Consider the following 20906-nt stretch of genomic DNA (forward strand, 5'->3'; position numbering starts at 1 on the left):
TTTGGTTCACAAGAGCGCCATGTTACCACAGCCAATCACCGGTATAATTGCCGCTTCCCCTTAATTGCCAGCAAAAAGGTAGTCCCATGCAAAGACCCAGTGGCCGTCAGGTCGATCAATTGCGCCAGGTTCGCATCACCCGCCAATTCACTTGCCACGCCGAGGGTTCGGTGTTGGTGGAATTTGGCAACACCAAGGTGATTTGTACCGCCACGGTTGAAGACGGGGTACCGCGGTTCATGCGTGGCGAAGGCCGCGGCTGGATCACCGCCGAGTACGGCATGCTGCCCCGCTCTACCGGCACGCGCATGGGCCGTGAAGCCGCCCGTGGCAAGCAAGGCGGGCGCACCGTTGAAATCCAGCGATTGATTGGCCGCTCGCTGCGCGCAGCCGTAGATTTGCAAGCGCTGGGCGAGAACACCATCACCATCGATTGCGATGTGATTCAGGCCGACGGCGGCACGCGCACGGCGTCTATTACCGGTGCCTGTGTGGCCCTGGCCGATGCCGTGGCGCACATGCAGGCCAAGGGCATGATCAAGGCATCCCCCATCAAGCGCATGATTGCCTCTGTGTCTGTGGGTATCTACCAGGGCGAACCCGTGCTGGATTTGGACTATCCGGAAGATTCCGCCGCTGAAACCGACATGAACATTGTGCTGGGTAGCGACGGTGGCATCATCGAAATCCAAGGCACCGCCGAAGGTGAACCCTTTACTGAAGCCGAGTTCGCCAGCATGTTGGCGCTGGCCAAAAAGGGCATTGGCGAGTTGCACGCGCTGCAAACCGAGGCTTTAAGCCAAAGCCTGTAGTGGGCAGGCAATTCATCGCGCGCTTAAAAAACGCACAATAAAAAAGGGCCAGCTGGCCCTTTTTTATTGTGTGCCTGAGGGCTATTCGATTTCCAGATCGTAATCGATGATTACCGGCTGATGGCTTGAGAACTGCTGCTTTTTGTAGATGGTTGCATACTCCACCCGGTTGGCCAGGTTGTTAGACACCACCTGGAAGTCGGTGCGCCAGCCATCGGCCTGCTCGCCGTCGGTTTCGGGGAACCAGCTGTACTCGTCGTCGTCACTGTTGACCTTGCGAAAGGCATCGGTGTAGTCGAGCTGGGTAAACAGTTGGTTCAGCCAGCTGCGTTCGTGGGGTAAAAAGCCCACGTCGCCCTCGTGGCTTTCGGCGTTCATCACGTCCCGTGCCTTGTGGGCCATGGCCCAGTTACCACAAAACACATAGTCGCGGCGCTTGCGGCTGATCTTCACCAAATGCGCTTGCAGGTCGTCAAAGAATTTCATTTTGACCTCCTGCGATTCGCTGGCCGACATGGCCGAAGGCGCCAACAGGCTGCCAATGCTGATCTTCTCGAAATCGATCTGCAGGTAGCGGCCCTCCATGTCTACCCCGCTGGCAAAGCCAAAGCCGTAGATGAGCGCCTTGGGCATTTTGCGGCTGTAGATGGCCACGCCGTTGTAATGCTTTACACCGGAGTCAAAGAAATAGGCGTTGTAACCGGCGGGGTGAAACACCTCGTGGTCCAACTCGTATTCCAGTGCCCGCAAATCTTGCAGACAGATGATGTCAGCGTCTTGTTCGCTCAGCCAGTCGTACAGACCCCGCTGTGCCGCCTGATGTATACCATCGACGCTGAGGTTGATAATGCGCATGTTAGCCCCTTGAAAACGGACTGTGTATGATACCCGAGCTTTATAAGTTTTTGTAAATATTGGGTTTACTTGAAGCTCATTCACCGGTGTTACGCACAGGGTTGGCGAGGTTCGCGCCCGTGCACTTGTTATAAAATCTTGGGAGCCGCCTTGGCAAATGTGTCAAAATAGCCAGCTAGCTGCAGCCGCTCAGGCTTTAAACATAGTTCATAGATTCAGATTTTGACACGGGAATACGCTATGCAAACCTACCAGCGCGAATTCATAGAGCTGGCCATTGAACATCAGGCCCTGTGCTTTGGTGAATTTACCCTCAAAAGCGGCCGCACCAGCCCCTACTTTTTCAATGCCGGGCGCTTTCAAACGGGTGCGGCGCTGGCGGCGCTCGGGCGCTTCTACGCGGCGGCCATTGAGGCCTCGGGGGTAGAGTTTGATTTGATCTTCGGCCCGGCCTATAAAGGTATTCCGCTGGCGGCCACCACTGCCGTGGCGCTCGCCGATGCCCATGGCCGCGACCTGCCCTATTGCTTTAACCGCAAAGAGGCCAAAGATCACGGTGAAGGTGGCAGCCTCGTGGGTGCGCCCTTAGCCGGGCGCGTGCTGATTATCGACGATGTGATCACCGCCGGTACCGCCATTCGCGAAGTGATGCAAATAATTGAGGCGGCAGATGCCAAGCCCGCGGCGGTAGTGATTGGTTTAAACCGCCAGGAAAAAGGCAAGGGCCAGGTGTCTGCCATTGCCGAGGTTGAGCAGGCATTTGGCATTCCTGTGATCAGCATCATCAGCCTTAACGATATCATCAGCTATCTTGAGGCAGACCCGGCGCAAGCTGGCATGGTAGAAAAAATCCGCGCGTACCGGGAAACTTACGGTACCGATTAATCGCTAAAACGCTCAATCGCTTAACGAAAGGTGCTCACTATGAAGTTGCTAACCGGCCTCTTGGCAGCGGTTTTATTCAGCGCAGCAACCCACGCTGCCGGTGATGACGCGCCCATTGAAGGCAAGGTGTTCTACCGTTACATCAACGAGCAAGGTGCCAAGGTGATGCACCATTCGCTGCCACCGGAGGCCGCCAAGCGGGGCTACGAGATTGTGAGCCTTGCGGGTATTGTGTTGAAGGTGGTACCGCCGGCGCTTACACCTGAGCAAGCGGCCGCGGCCGCGGCTGAAAAAGAGCAAAAGCGCGAGCTGGAAGAGTGGGATGCCTCGCTTTTGCGCCGTTACAGCAGTGTGGATGAAATAGAGTCTGCCAAGCAGCGCAAGCTCGCCGATCTTGAAGCCAACATGGCGATTCTAATCAGCAACCTCAACACCATTCAATCGCAAATCCGGGCGGAATATGCCAAAGGTGCAGGTTTTGAGCGGCGCGGCCACGCGGTGCCCGAGATGGTGCTCACCAACTTGCAAAATCTGGAAGCCGAGCTTGAAGACACCCGTGAAAAATACATTCAGCGCGAGTGGGAATACGAAGACGTTGCAGAAAAGTTTGAGCAGGATAAAGAGCGCTTCAGCCAGATTCACGTCAAGCGTTAGGGCGATTTTCGCGCATTAAAAAAGGGCCTGCGGGCCCTTTTTTGTGCGTGCGGTAAATTAATTTACCTGCGCTAGCGGCTCATAGAAGAAATCCTGCATGAGCACCGGCCACTGTTCACCCCAGAACTCTGTGGGCGGGCGCTTGAAGCCTGAGCGCACAAACTGGGCGATGCGCCCTTCGGCTGCGGCCATCAACAAATTGGCGGCGGCACTCAAGGGCAGGCGCGGGCGCAGGCCTTCGCGAATTTCAGCTTCGCGCAGAATTTGTTTGATTTGGGTTTCAATGCGCTCGAATAATTGCTGAATGCGCGTGTGCAGCCGCTCGGTTTCACCGGTTAAGGCATCGCCTGTGAGAATGCGCGTAATGCCGGGGTTGCGCTCGGTAAAGGTAAGCAGCAGTAAGAAGATTTTTTCACAACGTGGCTGGGCCGCTTCGGTATCACTTAAAATTAAGCCGATGCGAGTAAAAAGCGTTTCTTCAATAAACTCGATCAGGCCCTCGAACATTTTGGATTTGCTGGGAAAGTGACGGTAAAGCGCCGCTTCCGATACCCCAACTTCTTTGGCGAGGGCTGCCGTGGTGATGCGAGCGCCGGGGCTGGTCTCTAGCATGTGCGCGAGTGATTCCAGGATTTGCTGGCGGCGGGACACCTTAGTGGACGAGTTTGTCATAAAACCTTCGACGTTCAGGGCTTTCGGGTAACGGCCTATCCTAGCCACAAAGGCGGGCGGCATCAATGAAAAACAACCGCCCAAGGAAATTACCGCTTAGTTTTCGTGGTTGCTGATTTTGGTGCCAACGCCTGTGTCGGTAAAAATTTCCAGCAATACCGCGTGATCTACGCGCCCGTCGATGATATGCGACGAGGTGACTCCGGCTTTTACGGCATCGAGTGCGCAGGAAATTTTGGGCAGCATGCCACCGTATATGGTGCCGTCGGCAATCAGATCGTCCACCTGTTGGGTGGTAAGCCCGGTAAGCACCTCGCCTTCTTTATTCATCAGGCCCGCCACATTGGTGAGCAACATGAGTTTTTCTGCACGCAGTACTTCGGCAATTTTACCGGCCACCAAATCGGCATTGATGTTGTATGCCGCACCATCCTGGCCCACACCCACCGGAGCAATAACCGGGATGAAATTGCTGTTGGTGAGCATGTCGATGACTTCGGTGTTGATAGACACCACTTCGCCCACGTGGCCGATATCCACAATCTCCGAGGCATTCATGCCCGGTGTTTTGCGCGATACGGTCATTTTCTTTGCGCGAATCAACTTGCCGTCTTTACCGGTAAGGCCAATGGCGTTACCGCCGTTGCGGTTTATCAGGCTTACGATCTGTTTGTTTACCGTGCCGCCCAATACCATTTCTACCACGTCCATAGTGGCGCTGTCGGTGACGCGCATGCCATCCACAAATTCCGATTTAATGCTGAGTTTCTCCAGCAGCTGGCCGATTTGCGGGCCACCGCCGTGTACCACCACGGGGTTCAGGCCTACGAGCTTCATCATCACGATGTCGCGTGCGAAACTGTTTTGCAGGGCTTCATCGGTCATGGCGTTGCCGCCAAATTTCACCACTATGGTTTTGCCGGTGAAGCGTTGGATATACGGCAGTGACTCAGTGAGTACCTGCGCAATTTGCATGGCGTCGTCTCGTGATAGCGACATGAATAAACCTCTGTGACGGTAGTGCGGTGAGTTGGGCCCGCTCTGTGGCGGGCTTTCAGGTATTTACTAAAAATCGAGCGGTAAATCGGGAGCGACGCGCTTGAGTTCGCGCTTGAACAAGCCCTTGAGCTGCTCCAGGGTTTCTTCGGTATCGGCTTCAAAGCGCAGGGTCAGTGCGGCGGTGGTATTGCTCGCGCGCACCAGGCCCCAGCCCTTGGCGAAATCTACCCGCAGGCCATCGATGGTGGTGAGTTTGCCGCTTTGGAATTTGCCTTCGCTGATCAAGGCCTTTACCAGCTCAAACTTTTTCGACTCACTAATGGGAATCAGAATTTCCGGCGTACTGGGCAGTGCCGGGAAGGCCTCAAAGATGCTGTCGATATCCTGGTCGCGCAGGGTCATGATTTCCAGCAGGCGCGCGCAGGCGTACATGCCGTCATCAAAGCCGTACCAGCGATCTTTAATAAAAATGTGGCCAGACAGTTCGCCACCCAAAAGTGCACCGGTTTCCAGCATTTTTTGTTTCATGTTGGAGTGGCCTGTTTTCCACATGATGGGGCGGCCGCCGTAGCTGGTGATGAGGCTGTTGAGCTGGCGGGTGCTTTTTACATCAAACAGCACATCGGCGCCCGGGTTGCGCGAAACGATATCTTTGGCAAACAACATCAGCAGGCGATCGGGCCAGATAATGTCGCCCTTGGGCGTGACCACCGTCAGGCGGTCGCCATCGCCATCGAAGGCCACGCCCAGGTCTGCGCCGCTGGCCTTCACCTTGGCAATGAGCGCTTGCAGGTTTTCCGGCCGGCTTGGGTCTGGCTGGTGGTTGGGGAAGGTGCCGTCAATTTGGCAAAACAGCGGTTCCACTTCACAGCCCAACTCTTCAAACAGCTGCGGGGCTATTTCGCTGGTGGCGCCGTTGCCGGCATCAATTACCAGTTTCACATCGCCCGCCAGTGCCACGTCTGAGAAAATGCGATCAACATAGGCGGGAATAATTTCCTGTGCCTGTTCAACGGCATCGCCAGAGCGGAACTGGCCGCGTTGGATGCGCGTGTATATGCCGTTGATGCCCTCTTCGGCCAAGGTGTTGCCGTTGATGACCATCTTGAAGCCGTTGTATTCGCCGGCGTTGTGGCTGGCGGTGACTATCACACCGCTGCGGGTGCCGCCGGTGGCTTCGGCACAGGCGTAGTACAGCAGAGGTGATGGAATCAGCCCCAGGTTGAGCACGTTACAGCCGGTGCTCAAAATACCGGTAATCAAGTTGCTGCACAGCTCTTCGCTGTGTACGCGGCCATCGCGGCCAACCAGCAGTGCCGATTCGCCTTGCTCCAGTGCTTCGCTGCCCAGGGCCCGGCCTAAGGTTTCGGCAAAGGCGGGCGTGAGCTGTTCGCCCACTACGCCGCGAATATCGTAGGCGCGGAAGATTCTACGCAGCGCTGTATTGTCATTTTCGGGTGTTGCGGCCGCCGCATCGGCGGGGTCGGCATCAGACACTTCGGCCAATTTGTTTTCATTCAGGCCCAGCAGTGATTTGTCTTCTTCTTTAACTTTTACATCCAGCTCGCGTTTCTCTTTTGCCGACATCATGGCTTTTTCACGCGCTTTGGTGATTTTCTTGTGGGCCATTTTGGTGGCAATGTTACGCGAGGCCAGGGCACTGGCTACCAACAGCAATGCCAACAGCGCCAAGCAGCCGCCCCAGAAGGGCAGCGGATTAATTGAAGCTTGCTGAATCAGGGTATAGGCGGGGGTGAATCGCAGTATCCAGTGGCTGTTGCCGATGGCCACATCAAAGCTCTGTTGGGTGTCGCCATTGCCGTGGCTTGCCAGCATCAGCTCCGGTGAGTTGCCAACTTTTTGCAGCACGGTAGTTTGGCCGAGGCTTGCATCCAGTGTGCGCAGTTTGGCGGTTAAACCCTCCATAGAAAGGGTTAATAGCATGGCGCCAAGTGCGGGCTTATCGTCATCTGTGGGAAGGCCTGTGGCCACTTGCAGGGCCCATTTGCCGTCGAATTTAACGGCCTCGGGAATAATGGCCTCACGCGCTTCGGCTTTGTAGATGAGATCCATCTGAATGAAGTTAATGGGCGGCTCGGCATCGCTGTTGAGGTTGGCGCTGCCCCTGGGGAAAAACTGTATGGCCTGTATACCGGGCAGGTTGCGTTCAAGGGTGCGCCTGAAATCTGCCAGCGCGGCCTGTTCCTGGTAGGCCACGGCCACCGCCAGGGCTTCGCGCTCGCCCATGCGGGCTACGTCTTCTTGCAGGGTGGTTACCCAGAGGGCGATGGCATTGGCGCGTTTTTCGGCCTCAAGTTTGGCCAGCGATTCCAGCTGCGTCTGTTCCTTTTCAACCACGAAGGTTTGAAAACCAAGCCAGCCCACGGCGCCGGTAATGAGCAGTGAGATGAGCGCGAAAACGAGAAAATACGGCGGCTGCTTGGGTTTGGCTTGCGGCGCTTTTTTAGGCGCGGCTTTTTTTGGCTTGGGCTCAGCGGGCACTGTGAGTTCCTTGTCTGTCGGTCAAGCTAGGCTTGGGATTGTCTGTAGCGGGTTACGCGCTCGGCAATAAGGGCCACCAAATCGCGCGCCAGTTGGCGCTTGGCGCGTGTGCCGAGCACTTCGTCGCCCTCGGCGCTAACCAGGGTGACGGCATTGTCGTCGCTATTAAAGCCGATGTCTGTGCGTGAGACATCGTTGGCGATAACCAGCTGCAGGTTCTTTTTATTCAGTTTAGCGCGGGCATAGGCTAGCAGGTTTTCGGTTTCAGCTGCGAAACCCACGCAAAAGGGCGCGTGTGGTTGGCTGGCCACGGTGGCGATGATATCGGGATTGCGCACCAGTTGCAGCGTCATTTCATCCGGCTCGCTGCCCTGCTTTTTAAGCTTTTGCCGGGCGGCGGCCTTGGGCCGGTAGTCGGCCACGGCAGCCGCGCCAATGAATATATCGCAGCTTACCGCCTGCACCGCCGCCAACATTTCTTCGGCACTGTTAACGGAAACGCGATTTACGTGCGCGGGCGCGGCCAGCTGCGTGGGCCCGCTCACCAGAGTGACCTGGGCGCCGGCTTCGGCGCAGGCCTCGGCCAGGGCGTAGCCCATTTTGCCGGAGCTGTGATTGCTGATGTAGCGCACCGGGTCTATGGCTTCGCGGGTGGGGCCGGCGGTGAGTGTGACCTTGAGCCCTGCCAGGGCGCCGGTGCTAAAGCAGCCGGCGATGGCGGTGGCCAGATCGGCCGGTTCAGACATCCGGCCCAACCCCACATCGCCGCAGGCCTGGCCGCCACTGGCGGGCCCGAACACCTGGGCACCACGGGCTACCAGGGCGCTGAGGTTATCTTGGGTGGCACTGTGGGCCCACATGGCCTGGTTCATTGCCGGTGCCAGGGCCAGTGGGGCGGTGGTGGCCAGTGCCACGGTGGTGAGCAAATCGCTGCCGTGGCCCTGGGCGAGTTTGGCTATCACCTCGGCGGTGGCCGGTGCAATCACCAGAATGTCGGCCCAGCGTGCCAGCTCAATGTGGCCCATGCCTGCCTCGGCCTGTGGGTCTAGCAGTTCGGTGTGCACGGGGTTGCCCGAGAGTGCCTGCAAGGTGAGCGGGGTAATAAATTCCTGTGCGCCGCGGGTCATGATGACGCGCACGCTGGCACCTGCGTCCTGCAGGCGGCGAATAAGCTCGGCACTTTTGTAGGCGGCAATGCCACCGCTGACGCCCAACAGGACGTGCTTGTGGGTAAGGCTTAACATAAAAACGGGCGGCTTATGGTAAAAGACGCGTTAAGATACCATTGTCACCGCGAGTTTCGTACCAAGATCAAGGAGGATCATATGGCGATTAACGATTGGCCGGCCGAGGAACGGCCACGGGAGAAGCTACTGGCCAAGGGGGCGGCCAGTTTATCGGATGCTGAATTACTGGCCATTTTTCTGCGCACCGGGGTTACCGGTTGTTCGGCGGTAGACTTGGCGCGGCTGCTGCTCACCCGCTTCGGTGGCCTGCGGCCTTTGCTTGAGGCTCCCAGGGCAGACTTTGTTGCCGCCCACGGTTTGGGTGATGCCAAGTTCGCCCAGCTGCAGGCGGTGCTTGAAATGGCGCGCCGGCACCTGGCTGCGGCAATGGCCGTGGGCGATGTGCTCTCCAACCCCCAGGCTGTGCGCGATTTTCTCACCAGCCAGCTGCGCCACCGCGACCGCGAAGTGTTTGCCCTGCTGCTATTGGATAACCGCCACCGGGTGCTGACGTTTACCGAGCTGTTTGAAGGCACCCTCGATGGCGCCTCTGTCTACCCCCGCGAGGTGGTTAAGGCGGTGCTTGCCGCAGGTGCCGCGGCGGTAATTTTGGTGCACAACCATCCCTCGGGTGTGGCCGAGCCCAGCCAGGCCGATATCGCCATCACCCAGCGTTTGAAATCGGCCCTGGCGCTGGTGGATGTGCGGGTGCTGGATCACCTGATAGTGGGTGACGGCTATTGCGCCTCGCTTGCCGAACTTGGATTGTTGTAAGTGTTTACTTGCGGCTATTGCGAATAAACTCCTAAAATGCGGCTTTTTCCCCCACCACTGCACCGCCACCACCGGAGGCTCTTTGTCCAATATTGCGCCCCAGGTTTGGCTGCTGACAGACGGCAAACCCGGCCATCAAAACCAATTGCGCGGCCTGGCCGAGCGCCTGACGGCCCTGGCCGGCGCCCAGTGTCATTGGGTTAACCCGCCCAAGGTGGCCTGGTGGCAATTGTGGCGCGGGCGAGACATAGCCCCGGCCCTGCCCCGGCCGCAGCTGGTGTTAGCGGCAGGTTCGCGCACCCAGCTGGCGCTGTTGGCCGCCAAGCGCAGGTTTGCGTGCCCGGCGGTGGTGTTGATGCGCCCCAACCTGCCCTATGGTTGGTTTGATGGCGCAATAGTGCCCGCCCATGATCAGCCGCCCGCAAGGCCCGATGTGTTGGTGACCGAGGGCGTGTTGAACGCCGTAACGCCTGTGGCCCAGGTTGCCAGTGCGCGGCAGGGCTTGCTGCTGCTGGGTGGCCCCTCCAAGCACTATTATTGGGATCAGCCAGCAGTGCTGGCGCAGGTACAGGCGTTGTGTACACAGGCACCCGACTGGCAGTGGACGCTCTCAGATTCACGCCGCAGCCCCCAGGATTTACTGCCGGCGCTCAACGCCCTGGGGTGCGCCAATTTGCAGTGTGTGTCGCACCGGGACACCGCACCCGGCTGGCTGGCCGATACACTGGCCGCCAGTGGCCAGGTGTGGGTGAGCCCCGATAGCGTGAGCATGGTGTACGAGGCGCTCACCGCCGGTATTCCCACGGGCTTGATAAAATTGCCGCCGCTTACCCAGAGCCGGGTGGTGGCAGGCCTGCAGCGGCTCATTGCCCAGGGCCGTGTGCGCCAGGCGCCGGAGGATGCACTGCAGCCACAGCGCTTGTGGGAGGCCGATCGCGCCGCCCGCTGGCTGTTAAACCGATTTCCCCTACAAACAATGAAGGCCCCATGAAAGTTCTGCAGGTGCTACCTAATTTAAACAGCGGCGGCGTAGAGCGCGGCACGGTGGAGTTCGCGCGCGAGCTGGTGGCCCAGGGCCATGAATCCATTGTGCTCTCGAACGGCGGCCGGCTGGTTGTGCAGTTAGAGGCCGAGGGCTCGCGGCACATCAGCCTGCCGGTACACAAAAAATCCTTGTGGCAGCTGCGCTGGGTGCGCCGGCTGCGTAGGCTCCTGGAAGAGTTGCAGCCCGATATCATCCACGTGCGCTCCCGTGCGCCCATGTGGTTGATTTGGCTTGCCTGGCGCAAGTTGCCCGCGGCCAATCGCCCGCGTCTGGTGAGCACCTTTCATGGGTTGTATTCAGTGAATGCCTATTCTGCGGTTATGGCCAAGGCCGAGCAGGTGATCGCCATTTCAGACTGTGTGGCCGATTATGTGCAGCGCAATTACGGCGTGCCTAGGGCACGCCTGACGGTGATTCCCCGCGGTGTGGATCTGGCCGCTTTCAGCCCTCGCCCGCCGGCGCAAGAGTGGTGCGCAGCGCTCTACCGCGACTACCCGCACTTAAAGGGTAAAACCATCATCCTGATGCCCGGCCGGCTGAGCCGCTGGAAAGGCCAGGAGGCCTACTTGCAGATGATGCAACAACTGCAGGCCCGCGCACCCGAGTGCCACGGGGTGATAGTGGGCGATGCCGAGCCCAAGAAAGCCCACTACCGCAAAGAACTGGAGCAACAAGCCCGGGCGCTGGGGCTTGCCGATCACGTGACCTTTGTGGGCCATCGCGCCGATATTGCCGAGTTCTACCGGCTGGCGCAGGTGGTGTGCCATATGTCTAACAAGCCCGAGCCCTTCGGGCGCACGCTCACCGAGGCCTTGGCAGCCGGCACGCCGGTGGTGGCATTTGATCGCGGGGGCGCGTCTGAGTCGCTCTCAGCCTGCTTCCCCCAGGGGTTGGTGGCACCCGATGACATCACAGCCTTTACCGAAAAGGTGGCGGCTATGTTGGGCCCGAAACCCGAAATCACCGTATTGCCGGCGTTTACCATGACGCACCAAATTAACGCTACGCTGTCTGTTTATCGGCAGCTGTTAAACCCCTCTGAAACCGCGCAGTGATATACTGCGCGCCTTTTACCCCGTTGGAATTGCCATCATGAGAGTTGTTCACATTGCCTATCAACAGCTGCGCCGCTACGGCAAATCGCGCGTGAGCTGGGCCCGCAAACTGACCCACGGGCTGATCAAGCAAGACCACTTTGTGGAGGTATTCAGCGATCGCGACATCGCCGCCTTCGAGGCGCCCTTTGGCATTCGCGATTTGGGGGTGGGCAAAGCCAACAAGCGGGTACTGGAAACCGTGGCGGCTGTCGAGCCAGACCTGGTGATTGCCGGCCACTGCGACATGATCACCAACGACACCCTGGCGGCCATCAAGCGCAATCACCCCAATGTAAAAATTGCCCACTGCAATAATGATCCGCTGTTTGTGCCCTCGAACGTTGAACGCATCAAACACCGCGCCGAGGTGGCAGACGCTATTTTCGTATCCACCGGGCGCCCGGAACTTAAAATATTTGAGGGCATTGGTGCGCGCGTGTATCACATGCCAAACCCCGTAGACCCGGCCATTGAAAACCTCGATAACAGCCAGCGCACAGATCTACCCATCGACCTGCTGTTTTGCAGTAATAGCGACAACTTCACCAAGCGGCTGGCCATGGTGAAATGGCTGAAAGACGAGCTTGGCGAGAGCTGCAAATTCAAAACCTATGGCAGCTTTGGCGAGCCGCCTGTGTGGGGCCGCGACTACGACCGCGCCCTGGCCAACACCAAAATGGGGTTGAACTTTAATCGCCAGGAAGGCCACTACTGGTATTCATCGGCGCGCATGGCGCAATTGGCGGGCAATGGCATTTTGCAGTTCACCCATGCCGATAACCGCTTTGATGAACTCATGCCGGCGGAATCTATTGTTTACTTTAAAGATCAGGAAAGTTTGCTTGCCCGCATTCGTGAATTCCAAAACGACGATGCCATGCGCCAGGCTTGGGCGGCGCGCGCGCGCAGTTTTTTCCATACGGAAATGAACAACCGCCTGTACGCCCAATACATTGTTGAGGCCACCCTTGAGCAGCCGTTTAGCCACGATTATGTTTGGGCCCAAGACATCAACCCAGATGGCAGCATGAAGTCTTAACGGTGATGGAACCCATGCAACTGGCCTGCGCCACCCCGCTGTTTTCCGGTTCAGAAAAAGCCGTGTACCAGCACCCGCACAACCCGGCGTGGCTGGTAAAGGTGATGCGCGATAGCAAGCCCACCAGCTGGCAGGCGCGCTGGCTGCGCTTGCCGCGCTACTGGCCTTTTTTAAGCGAGTGGCGCGAGTTTGTAGTGGTGCGCGAGCGCCGCGCCGAGGGCTGCGGATTTTTGCAGCGCTTCATCGGCCCGGTAGATACTGATCTTGGCTTGGGCATGGTGGTAGAAGCCGTACGCGCGGCTGACGGCGATTTTGCTCCAACCCTTGGGCGCATGTACCGTACAGGCCAACTTAAGCCTGCGCACATCGATGCCCTGCAAAAGGTTATTGACTGGATGCTCGAGTGCAATCTGGTGGTTTCCGATATTTCCACCAACAATTTTGTGTGGGACGACGCGCACGGGCGCTGGGTATTGATAGATGGCATTGGCAGCCGCGAGCCGCTGTCGTTGCGCTACTGGTGGAGCGCCTATAACCGCCGCATGACGCGCAAGAAAACACACAAGTTGCTGGGCAAGGTGGCAAACCTTGCGCCAGCTACCGAGGCTACCAAGGCATGATTGCCCTGGCCCAAACCCAGCCCTTTGCGCGCGGTGGCAACCGCTTGTGCTTCGTGCACCCGCAAGATGCTCACCGTTGTATTAAAGTGCGTCGGCCGGATTTCAGCCTGGCCGATCGTCGCCGCAAAAAGGGCTTTCCCAAAAATTTAAAACCGTTGTCGAGTTTTGATGATAACCGCGAAGAATGGGGTGTCATGCAATCGCTCAACCGCAATTTGGGCGAGGCGGTGTACCAGTGTGTGAGCCGCTGCTATGGCTTTGTTGAAACCGATATGGGCAAGGGCCTGTGTTCGGAATTAATTCGCAACGGCGATGGCACCATTGCCCAAACCCTGAAAAAAGAATTGTGGGATGCAGGTTTCAGCGATGAACTGCGCCAGGCGGTAGCCGACTTTGTGCAGCGGTGGGAAGCGGTGGGTGTGCCATCACGCGATTTACTGTTGCACAACCTGGTGGTTCAGCGAGAAAGAGAAAGTATTTCGCGCATCGTGGTAATTGATGGCCTGGGCTCCCAGGGCCTGGTGCCGTTTTTTTGGTTGCCGCGCGCGGTTCGGCAAAAAAAAATCGCCCGCAAAGTGGCTAATCTTTACCAGCGGATCGACAAATTATTGGGTCAGCGCGGGCAAAAGGAATTTCCCGGTTATCACGGCCTGCTGTTTCACAACGACGCGCCCCCATCAAATCAAGGTAATTCTTCGCAATGAAAGTGGCACAAATTCTAGCCGGTGCACCGCAAGGTGGTGCAGAAAACATGTATGTGCGCCTGGTGAAAGGTTTACACGCCCAGGGCGAGCTGCAAACCAAAGCATTTTTGCGCGATCATCAACACCGTCTGGATGATTTGCGTGCGGCAGGTGTTGAGGCCGAAGGCTTTCGATTTGGCAGTGCGTTGCACTTTCTTGATCACCTGCGTTACGTGCGCGCGCTCAAAAGTTTTTCACCCGATCTGGTAATGACCTGGATGAACCGCGCAAGCGGCGCCACCCCGAAAGGCGATTACGTGTTGGTGAGCCGCCTGGGCCACTACTACGACCTGAAATACTATCGTCACTGCGATTACTGGGTAGGTATTTCAAAAGGTATCTGCAATCATTTGATTCAAGGCGGAATGCCGGCTGCGAAAGTGTTTCACATTCCCAACTTTGCCGATGAAACGCCAGTGCAACCGCTCCCGCGCGACAGCTACAACACCCCAACAGACAAACCCTTGATCCTTGCCGCCGGCCGGTTGCACGTGAACAAAGCCTTCGACACCCTGCTGCATGCCTTGGCCAAAGTGCCAGAGGCCACCTTGTGGCTGGCGGGTTCTGGCCCTGAAGAGGCCAACCTCAAAGCGCTCGCCAGCGAGCTCGGGTTGGCAGAACGGGTGCGCTTTCTGGGTTGGCGTACCGATGTGACCGCCCTCATGCGCACCGCCGATGTTTTTGTATGCCCCAGCCGCTACGAGGGTTTGGGCTCAATTGTGATGGAATCCTGGGCGCACCAGTGCCCCATCATTGCCACCAACTCCGAAGGCCCGGGCGAGGTGATCACCCACGGTGAAACGGGCCTGGTAACGCCTGTAGATGAAGTGGCACCACTGGCCGATGCCATAAACCAACTGCTCAATAATCCCGCGCAGCGCCAGGTACTCACCGAGCGCGCCTACGCGCACTACCAAAAGGTTTATGCCCGCGAGGTAATAGTGCAGCAGTATTTGGATTTGTATAAGCAGTTGGTGCCGAATTCGGTGTAATCCGAGGGCGGGCTTAAGATGAAATCAATGATGAGAAACGCGCGCAATCGGCGCCATGGTTTGCAATGAAAATATTACTGGTATTCGGAACGCGTCCGGAAGCAATAAAAATGGCACCTCTGGTACAGGCGCTGAAGGCTGCGCAATGCGATGTCAAAGTATGCGTTACCGCGCAGCACCGTGAAATGCTCGATCAGGTATTAGCCCTGTTTAACATTGTACCGGATTACGATTTGAATCTGATGAAGCCCAATCAGGACCTGACGGACATTACCGTTGGCGTTCTACAGGGCTTGCGCGATGTATTGGATACCTGCCGGCCTGACTGGGTAGGTGTCCACGGCGATACCACTACGGCGATGGCGGCGAGCCTTGCCGCTTTCTACGCGCGAATAAAAGTATTTCATGTGGAAGCCGGTTTGCGTACCGGTAATATGCAGGCGCCCTGGCCTGAGGAGATGAATCGCCGCTGTGTGGGTGTGCTCGCCGATCGACACTATTCCCCAACGGAGCAAGCCCGTGCGAACCTGCTCAACGAAAGCACTGATGAAAATGCCATTTTAGTGACCGGCAACACTGTTGTGGATGCCCTGTTGCAAGTTGCGGATAAGCTGCAGCGCGATGCTGCTGTGGCGCAGAATTGTGAGTCCACCATAGGATTGCCGGAGCTCAAGCAAACCCAAAAAATGCTACTGGTAACCGGCCATCGTCGGGAAAATTTCGGTGGCGGTTTTGAACAGATTTGTCAGGCGCTTGCCAGTTTAGCTGAGCGCAATCCTGATTTACTGATTGTGTATCCGGTACACCTCAATCCCAATGTCAAAGGGCCAGTCACTTCGGCGCTGTCGGAACATGCAAATATCCGTTTGATAGCACCGCAGGATTATCTGCCATTCGTCTATTTGATGACTAAGGCGACATTGATTTTGACTGATTCCGGCGGAGTCCAGGAGGAGGCGCCGTCCTTGGGTAAGCCGGTGCTGGTTATGCGTGATACCACGGAGCGACCTGAGGCCGTTTCCGCAGGCACGGTGAAACTGGTGGGTGCCAATGCCGATAAAATCGTGCAGGAAGTTGAAGCTTTATTGCAACAGCCCGAAGCCTATTCAGCCATGGCGCGCGCGCACAACCCCTATGGCGATGGCATGGCGGCAAAGCGCATCGTTAAAGATATTCTGCAGCAGCCATTGCCGCGCTAACAGGTGATAGAAAGACCTATGAAAATTGTCATGCTTACCAACGAGTTTGCGCCCAGTATCGGTGGCGTACAAACCCATGTGCTGGAATTGTCTCGCGCGCTGGTAAAAGCCGGCCATGAAGTACATGTCGTGACGCGCTTTAAAAACAAACAGCTGCCTGCCCGTGAGAAGCTGGACGGCATAGAGGTTCATCGCATTGCCTTGGCCAAAAACCACTGGCTCTACGATTGGCAAATGCGCCGCTACCTACGCCGTCTTCACAACCTGGGCGGCGTAGATGTTGTGCACGTACACGGCATGCGCCCGCTGGCTGCCGCTGGGAGCCTTGGCGTCAGGGTGGTATTTACTAATCATACCTCCGGTTTTCTCAAGCGTATGGAAGCTGGTGCAGATGTACGCACAAAAATGGCAGGCCAGATGTCGGTGGCAGATTGTGTTCTGGCGCCCAGTGAAGAATTGGCCCAGCGCACCCGTGATACTGGGTATTCAGGCCCCGTCAGGTTTGTTGCCAATGGTGTGGATACCAAGAAGTTTTTTCCGGGTGAAAGTCCCTGGCGTGCAAAACTCAATATTCCGGCAGACGCCTTTGTGTTGGTAATGGCGCGTCGTTTGGTGGCCAAGAATGGCGTGCTGTATCTGGCTGAGGCGTTACAGCATATTACCGCGACAGGTGTGCATATTGTGGTGGCGGGCGATGGCGCTGAGCGAGGTGAGTTCGAGCGGATTGCCGCTGGGGCCGCCGCCGGTGTAAAAGTGCACATGCTAGGAGGCGTGGATAACACGCAAATGCCCGATGTGTTTCGCGCGGGAAATGCCGCGGTGCTGCCCTCGCTGATGGAAGCCACAAGCATCGCCGGCCTGGAGGCCATGGCCTGCGGCAATGCGCTCATTGGTACCCGTGTGGGAGGGATACCGGTAATTATTGATGATCAGACAACAGGTTTGTTGGTGCCCCCGCGGGATCCTAAAGCGCTTGCCAGTGCTATTGACCGGCTGGCTGGCGATCTGAAGTTCGCGCATATGCTCGGGCGGGCGAGCGTCGCAAAAGTTGAAAGAGAGTTTTCCTGGACGCGCATTGCCGAATTAACAGCCGAAGCCTATGCAAATTAAGTTGCAGTCTTTGGCTTTCAGGGTGGTTACCACCAGGGCAAACCGGGTATTAGCCCCCCAGGTAATGGGGTTGCTGGGATGATTGGCGCAAAACATTTCACCGGTATCGCTGGATATCTGCCCGAAAACAGGTTCCTGACTGGCCATCCACTTTTAGCTGGATGGTTGCTGGGGCTGGCCATATTGGGTGCATTTTTGGAGATTAATTTTGGCGAGAGTGCCGATGATCTCCGCGATGTGTTTTTGTTAAGCATTCTGCCCGCCATGTATTTTGCGCCTAAGCCCCTTTGGCGCTCTGCACCCATGCTGTTTTTAATGGCAGCCTGCCTGATCGCTCTGCTGTGCTGGGGGGTGGGTCATTGGCTTCACCCCGAGATTGCGGAGCGGTCGCCAAAGGTCAATCGGTTGACCAATTGGCTGCTGGCCATTCCCTTTGCCCTGGCCATGGGCGGGCATCTGCGTGCCATTTTCTGGGTTTGGGGCGCTGCGGTTTTGGCCCTGTTGCTCTCCCCATGGTTGAGTGGTGGAGGTTTGGCTGAAATTTCCCGTGGCCTCAATGGATTCCGAATCGATTTTGCGCTCCACAACGCTCAGCATACTGCGTTGTATTTTGGCGTTGCCTTGTTGGGAATGTTTGCGTTTATGCCCCGCGTGATTGCCAGTGGTGCGCCGAAGGCTGTGATGTTCGTTATCTGGCTGTTGGTAACGGCGTTTATTATGGTGGCTGTGCTGATTACGCAAACCCGGGGTGTTTGGCTGGGGCTCTTGGTCGGCTTCGTGACCCTTGGTGGATTGATGGGGCTTGATCTGGCGCGCCGCAGGGCGCCAGCTTCGGCCCGTCGATGGATCTTGCTAGCTGCCGGAATGCTGGTTGCACTATTTGCAAGTCAATCAGGCGTTGTCGTGGATCGACTTAAAGCAGAAGCAGATGTACTGGGTAAAGTGGTGCAGGGTCAGCCAATAGAGGATGCCACCACGTCATCGGGTATCCGTTTGCGCTCCTGGGCAGCGGCCGTGCCTTGGATCAAAGAGCGCCCGATTGTAGGATGGGGCGGGCAGGGGCGCAAAGCTGTGATAGAAAAAACTGATCAGCTCCCTCAGCGAATTAAAGATATCACCCGGCACCTGCACAGCTCTTACATGGATACCCTGGTGAACTTCGGTCTCTTGGGCTTTACGTTATTGCTCAGTCTGTGGGGCTGGTTGCTATATGGTGCCAAATCGGCGTGCAAGGACGGGCGTATTCCGCGGGATCTCTTTAACTTCTTTGTGGCGTTTATGGCGTACTTTGCCGTGGTCAATCTGTTTGAATCCTATATGTACTATTCCAGCGGTGTGCTGGTATTTGCGCTTATTTGTGGTGGTGTTATCAGCTGTATATGGTGTCCAAAGCAGACGCAGGTCACGCAAAGCCCCGGGCCTTAGATAACCCAAAATAATGAATTATGTTGCATACCCCTCCCCCTTCTGGTATAAAACGCGGCTCTTTGAGCTGGGGCACCCATTGGCGCCCGCCGGGGCGGCCCGGATTTAACAGATTTCTTGCAACCTCTGCGTCATATTGTTGGCCAGGGCACGATTTTGAACGAGGCAACACGATGTCTAAGGTATGTCAGGTTACGGGTAAGCGTCCGATAACTGGTAACAATGTTTCTCACGCGAAAAACCACACCAAGCGTCGTTTTTTGCCAAACCTTCACTCTCACCGTTTTTGGGTTGAGTCAGAAAAGCGCTTTGTTAAGCTGCGCGTATCTGCCAAGGGCATGCGCATCATCGACAAGCGTGGCATCGAGCAGGTGCTGACCGATCTGCGCGCGCGCGGCGAAGCGGTTTAATTTTAAGCGGGAGCTATAACCATGCGTGATCTGATTCGTTTGAACTCAACTGCCGGTACTGGTCATTTTTACACTACCGACAAAAACAAGCGCACCATGCCAGAGAAAATGGAGATCAAAAAATTTGATCCCGTTGTTCGCAAGCATGTTGTATACAAGGAAGGCAAGATCAAGTAATTGATCTACCCTCCCTAAAAGCCCGGTAATGCCGGGCTTTTTTGTGCCTAACAGTAAGGCCCAGGTATGACACAGGCCCACTTCCAAGTCTCGCCCATCGGCATTATTCACTCCTGCTTCAAGGAAAAGTTCGGTGTGCCCCGCCAGTCTGCACTGGCGCCGTCAGCACTTGCCTGCCTGGAGCTGTTGCCGCCCTACAATTCCCCCGATGGCGTACAGGGCCTGGAGCAAGTGAGCCACCTGTGGCTGCAGTTCGTATTCCACTTAAGCCCCGAACCCAAAAGCCTGAAAGTGCGCCCACCGAGGCTCGGCGGCAACCAGAAGGTAGGGGTGTTCGCCACCCGCTCGCCCGTGCGCCCCAATCGTTTGGGGCTTTCGGTTGTGCAGTTGTTAAAGATTGAGCAGGCAGCGGGCAGTGTGCGGCTGTGGTTGGCGGGTGCAGATCTGGTAGACGGCACGCCGGTGCTGGATATCAAACCCTACGTGCCCTACGCCGATGCCCTGCCCCAGGCGTCCAACGCCCTTGCGCCTACTGCGCCAGCGTTGATAGCTGTGGAAATACCGGAGGCTCTGGCGGTGCCAGAGCCGGTGGCACGGCTGGTGCGCGAAGTGTTGAGCCAGGATCCAAGGCCCGCCTATCAACAAATCGACCCTGAACGCATCTACGGCATGCATCTTTTGGATTTTAATCTGCAATGGCGCTACCTCGTCTCGGGTGCGGCCCAGGTGGTGGCGCTAACGCCCATTGAAGGTGACACAACGGAGCCCAGTTAATGCCCGAGCTGCCTGAAGTAGAAACCAGTAAGCGCGGCATTGCCCCCCACACAGAGGGGCGCCGGGTAACCGGGCTTGTGGTGCGCAACGGCCAGTTGCGCTGGCCGGTGCCCGATGATCTGGCAAGCCATGTTGTCGGGCGCACGCTTAAGTCGATCAGCCGCCGCGGCAAATACCTGTTGCTGGCATTCACCAATGGCCACCTAATTGTGCACTTGGGGATGTCCGGTAGCCTGCGCATGGTGCAGGCAGAGGAGCCGGCAGGTTTTCACGATCACATAGATCTGCGTTTCGGCGGCCAGGCGCTGCGCTATACAGACCCGCGGCGCTTTGGCTGCTGGCTTTGGGCTTGCGGCGATGTAAATGCTCACAAACTGCTCGCCCATTTGGGGCCCGAGCCTTTATCTGAGGCCTTTAACGCAGACTACCTCTACCAGCGCGCCCGCGGGCGCAAGCAAAACCTCAAAAACTTTATTATGGACAGCCAGTTGGTGGTGGGTGTGGGTAACATCTATGCTAACGAGGCGCTGTTTCTGGCAGGCCTTAGGCCCAGGGCTGCCGCCGGCAGCCTTACGCGCCCGAAGGCCGCTAAACTTGTGGCACACATCAAGGCAGTGCTGGCGGCGGCCATTGCCCAGGGCGGCACCACCCTTAAAGACTTTGTGGGCGGTGATGGCAAGCCGGGTTACTTCAAGCAGCAGCTCTATGTGTATGGCCGTGGCGGCCAGGCCTGTCGAATCTGTCACAGCCTGTTGAAAGAAGTTCGCGTCAATAATCGGGCCACGGTATATTGTGCCCAGTGCCAACGCTAGCTACACTGCACTTTAGCTATCGCCGGTAAGCCTCTGATGGCTTTGAAATTATCGAATGTTCTTTTTCGTTCTGGTTGGCGCAGT

General features: G+C 57.1%; 22 protein-coding genes. 17 read left to right on the forward strand and 5 right to left on the reverse strand.

From position 1 onward, the window contains the following. The first annotated feature begins 86 nt into the window (after positions 1-86). The gene (gene rph, locus L1F30_RS00280) at positions 87-812 is read left to right on the forward strand and encodes a ribonuclease PH (RefSeq protein WP_253358191.1); all 726 of its coding nucleotides are present in this window, start codon (positions 87-89) and stop codon (positions 810-812) included. An 81-nt stretch (positions 813-893) separates the two neighbouring features. On the opposite strand, the gene L1F30_RS00285 is transcribed toward rph, so the two are convergent. After that, on the reverse strand, positions 894-1667 hold the full coding sequence (locus tag L1F30_RS00285; RefSeq protein WP_253358192.1) for an exodeoxyribonuclease III: 774 nt from the start codon (positions 1665-1667) through the stop codon (positions 894-896). Between the two features lie 240 nt (positions 1668-1907). On the opposite strand from L1F30_RS00285, the gene pyrE reads away from it, so the two are divergent. Beyond that, positions 1908-2552 carry an orotate phosphoribosyltransferase gene (pyrE, locus tag L1F30_RS00290; protein ID WP_253358193.1) on the forward strand — a complete coding sequence of 215 codons (645 nt, stop codon included), beginning with the start codon at positions 1908-1910 and terminating at the stop codon, positions 2550-2552. 39 nt (positions 2553-2591) lie between these two features. Beyond that, positions 2592-3206, forward strand: a complete 615-nt coding sequence (locus tag L1F30_RS00295) for a hypothetical protein (RefSeq protein ID WP_253358194.1) — start codon at positions 2592-2594, stop codon at positions 3204-3206. A 57-nt stretch (positions 3207-3263) separates the two neighbouring features. On the opposite strand, the gene slmA is transcribed toward L1F30_RS00295, so the two are convergent. From slmA to coaBC, 4 genes are all read right to left on the reverse strand, one after another. Continuing rightward, positions 3264-3878: a nucleoid occlusion factor SlmA gene (gene slmA / locus L1F30_RS00300; RefSeq protein ID WP_253358195.1), complete on the reverse strand. Its 615-nt coding sequence runs from the start codon at positions 3876-3878 to the stop codon at positions 3264-3266. Between the two features lie 96 nt (positions 3879-3974). Then, positions 3975-4877 carry an acetylglutamate kinase gene (gene argB, locus L1F30_RS00305; RefSeq protein ID WP_253358196.1) on the reverse strand — a complete coding sequence of 301 codons (903 nt, stop codon included), beginning with the start codon at positions 4875-4877 and terminating at the stop codon, positions 3975-3977. 66 nt (positions 4878-4943) lie between these two features. Continuing rightward, positions 4944-7379, reverse strand: a complete 2436-nt coding sequence (locus tag L1F30_RS00310) for a phosphomannomutase/phosphoglucomutase (RefSeq protein ID WP_253358197.1) — start codon at positions 7377-7379, stop codon at positions 4944-4946. Between the two features lie 26 nt (positions 7380-7405). Next, entirely contained in the window at positions 7406-8623 is a 1218-nt protein-coding gene (gene coaBC / locus L1F30_RS00315; protein WP_253358198.1) for a bifunctional phosphopantothenoylcysteine decarboxylase/phosphopantothenate--cysteine ligase CoaBC, read from the reverse strand. Positions 8624-8704: 81 nt separating this feature from the next. Here coaBC and radC point away from each other — a divergent pair, with 81 nt between their 5' ends. From radC to mutM, 14 genes are all read left to right on the forward strand, one after another. Continuing rightward, positions 8705-9379, forward strand: coding sequence for a DNA repair protein RadC (radC, locus tag L1F30_RS00320; RefSeq protein WP_253358199.1), 675 nt, complete (start codon positions 8705-8707; stop codon positions 9377-9379). Between the two features lie 82 nt (positions 9380-9461). Continuing rightward, a complete protein-coding gene (locus L1F30_RS00325; protein WP_253358200.1) occupies positions 9462-10370 on the forward strand; it encodes a mitochondrial fission ELM1 family protein in 909 nt (302 codons plus the stop codon). Continuing rightward, positions 10367-11479, forward strand: coding sequence for a glycosyltransferase family 4 protein (locus L1F30_RS00330; RefSeq protein WP_253358201.1), 1113 nt, complete (start codon positions 10367-10369; stop codon positions 11477-11479). Before L1F30_RS00325 ends, L1F30_RS00330 begins: the two co-directional genes overlap by 4 nt. A 37-nt stretch (positions 11480-11516) precedes the next feature. Next, positions 11517-12560: a glycosyltransferase gene (locus tag L1F30_RS00335; RefSeq protein WP_253358202.1), complete on the forward strand. Its 1044-nt coding sequence runs from the start codon at positions 11517-11519 to the stop codon at positions 12558-12560. A gap of 5 nt (positions 12561-12565) precedes the next feature. Beyond that, on the forward strand, positions 12566-13180 hold the full coding sequence (locus tag L1F30_RS00340) for a YrbL family protein (protein WP_253358203.1): 615 nt from the start codon (positions 12566-12568) through the stop codon (positions 13178-13180). Then, the gene (locus L1F30_RS00345) at positions 13177-13884 is read left to right on the forward strand and encodes a YrbL family protein (RefSeq protein ID WP_253358204.1); all 708 of its coding nucleotides are present in this window, start codon (positions 13177-13179) and stop codon (positions 13882-13884) included. The genes L1F30_RS00340 and L1F30_RS00345 overlap by 4 nt, the downstream gene beginning before the upstream one ends. Continuing rightward, entirely contained in the window at positions 13881-14915 is a 1035-nt protein-coding gene (locus L1F30_RS00350; RefSeq protein WP_253358205.1) for a glycosyltransferase, read from the forward strand. The genes L1F30_RS00345 and L1F30_RS00350 overlap by 4 nt, the downstream gene beginning before the upstream one ends. A gap of 65 nt (positions 14916-14980) precedes the next feature. Further along, positions 14981-16114 (forward strand): non-hydrolyzing UDP-N-acetylglucosamine 2-epimerase, encoded by a 1134-nt coding sequence (gene wecB, locus L1F30_RS00355; RefSeq protein ID WP_253358206.1) that lies wholly within the window; start codon positions 14981-14983, stop codon positions 16112-16114. An 18-nt stretch (positions 16115-16132) separates the two neighbouring features. After that, a complete protein-coding gene (locus L1F30_RS00360; RefSeq protein WP_253358207.1) occupies positions 16133-17224 on the forward strand; it encodes a glycosyltransferase family 4 protein in 1092 nt (363 codons plus the stop codon). A gap of 78 nt (positions 17225-17302) precedes the next feature. After that, entirely contained in the window at positions 17303-18649 is a 1347-nt protein-coding gene (locus L1F30_RS00365) for an O-antigen ligase (RefSeq protein ID WP_253358208.1), read from the forward strand. 173 nt (positions 18650-18822) lie between these two features. Further along, a complete protein-coding gene (gene rpmB / locus L1F30_RS00370) occupies positions 18823-19059 on the forward strand; it encodes a 50S ribosomal protein L28 (protein ID WP_253358209.1) in 237 nt (78 codons plus the stop codon). Between the two features lie 21 nt (positions 19060-19080). Continuing rightward, positions 19081-19236 carry a 50S ribosomal protein L33 gene (gene rpmG, locus L1F30_RS00375; RefSeq protein ID WP_183911376.1) on the forward strand — a complete coding sequence of 52 codons (156 nt, stop codon included), beginning with the start codon at positions 19081-19083 and terminating at the stop codon, positions 19234-19236. A gap of 66 nt (positions 19237-19302) precedes the next feature. Beyond that, on the forward strand, positions 19303-20010 hold the full coding sequence (tsaA, locus tag L1F30_RS00380; RefSeq protein WP_253358210.1) for a tRNA (N6-threonylcarbamoyladenosine(37)-N6)-methyltransferase TrmO: 708 nt from the start codon (positions 19303-19305) through the stop codon (positions 20008-20010). Then, positions 20010-20822: a bifunctional DNA-formamidopyrimidine glycosylase/DNA-(apurinic or apyrimidinic site) lyase gene (mutM, locus tag L1F30_RS00385; RefSeq protein WP_253358211.1), complete on the forward strand. Its 813-nt coding sequence runs from the start codon at positions 20010-20012 to the stop codon at positions 20820-20822. The genes tsaA and mutM overlap by 1 nt, the downstream gene beginning before the upstream one ends. Positions 20823-20906 lie beyond the last annotated feature (84 nt).

The sequence above is a fragment of the Simiduia sp. 21SJ11W-1 genome (genome assembly GCF_024138675.1).
Classification (GTDB): Bacteria; Pseudomonadota; Gammaproteobacteria; order Pseudomonadales; family Cellvibrionaceae; genus Simiduia.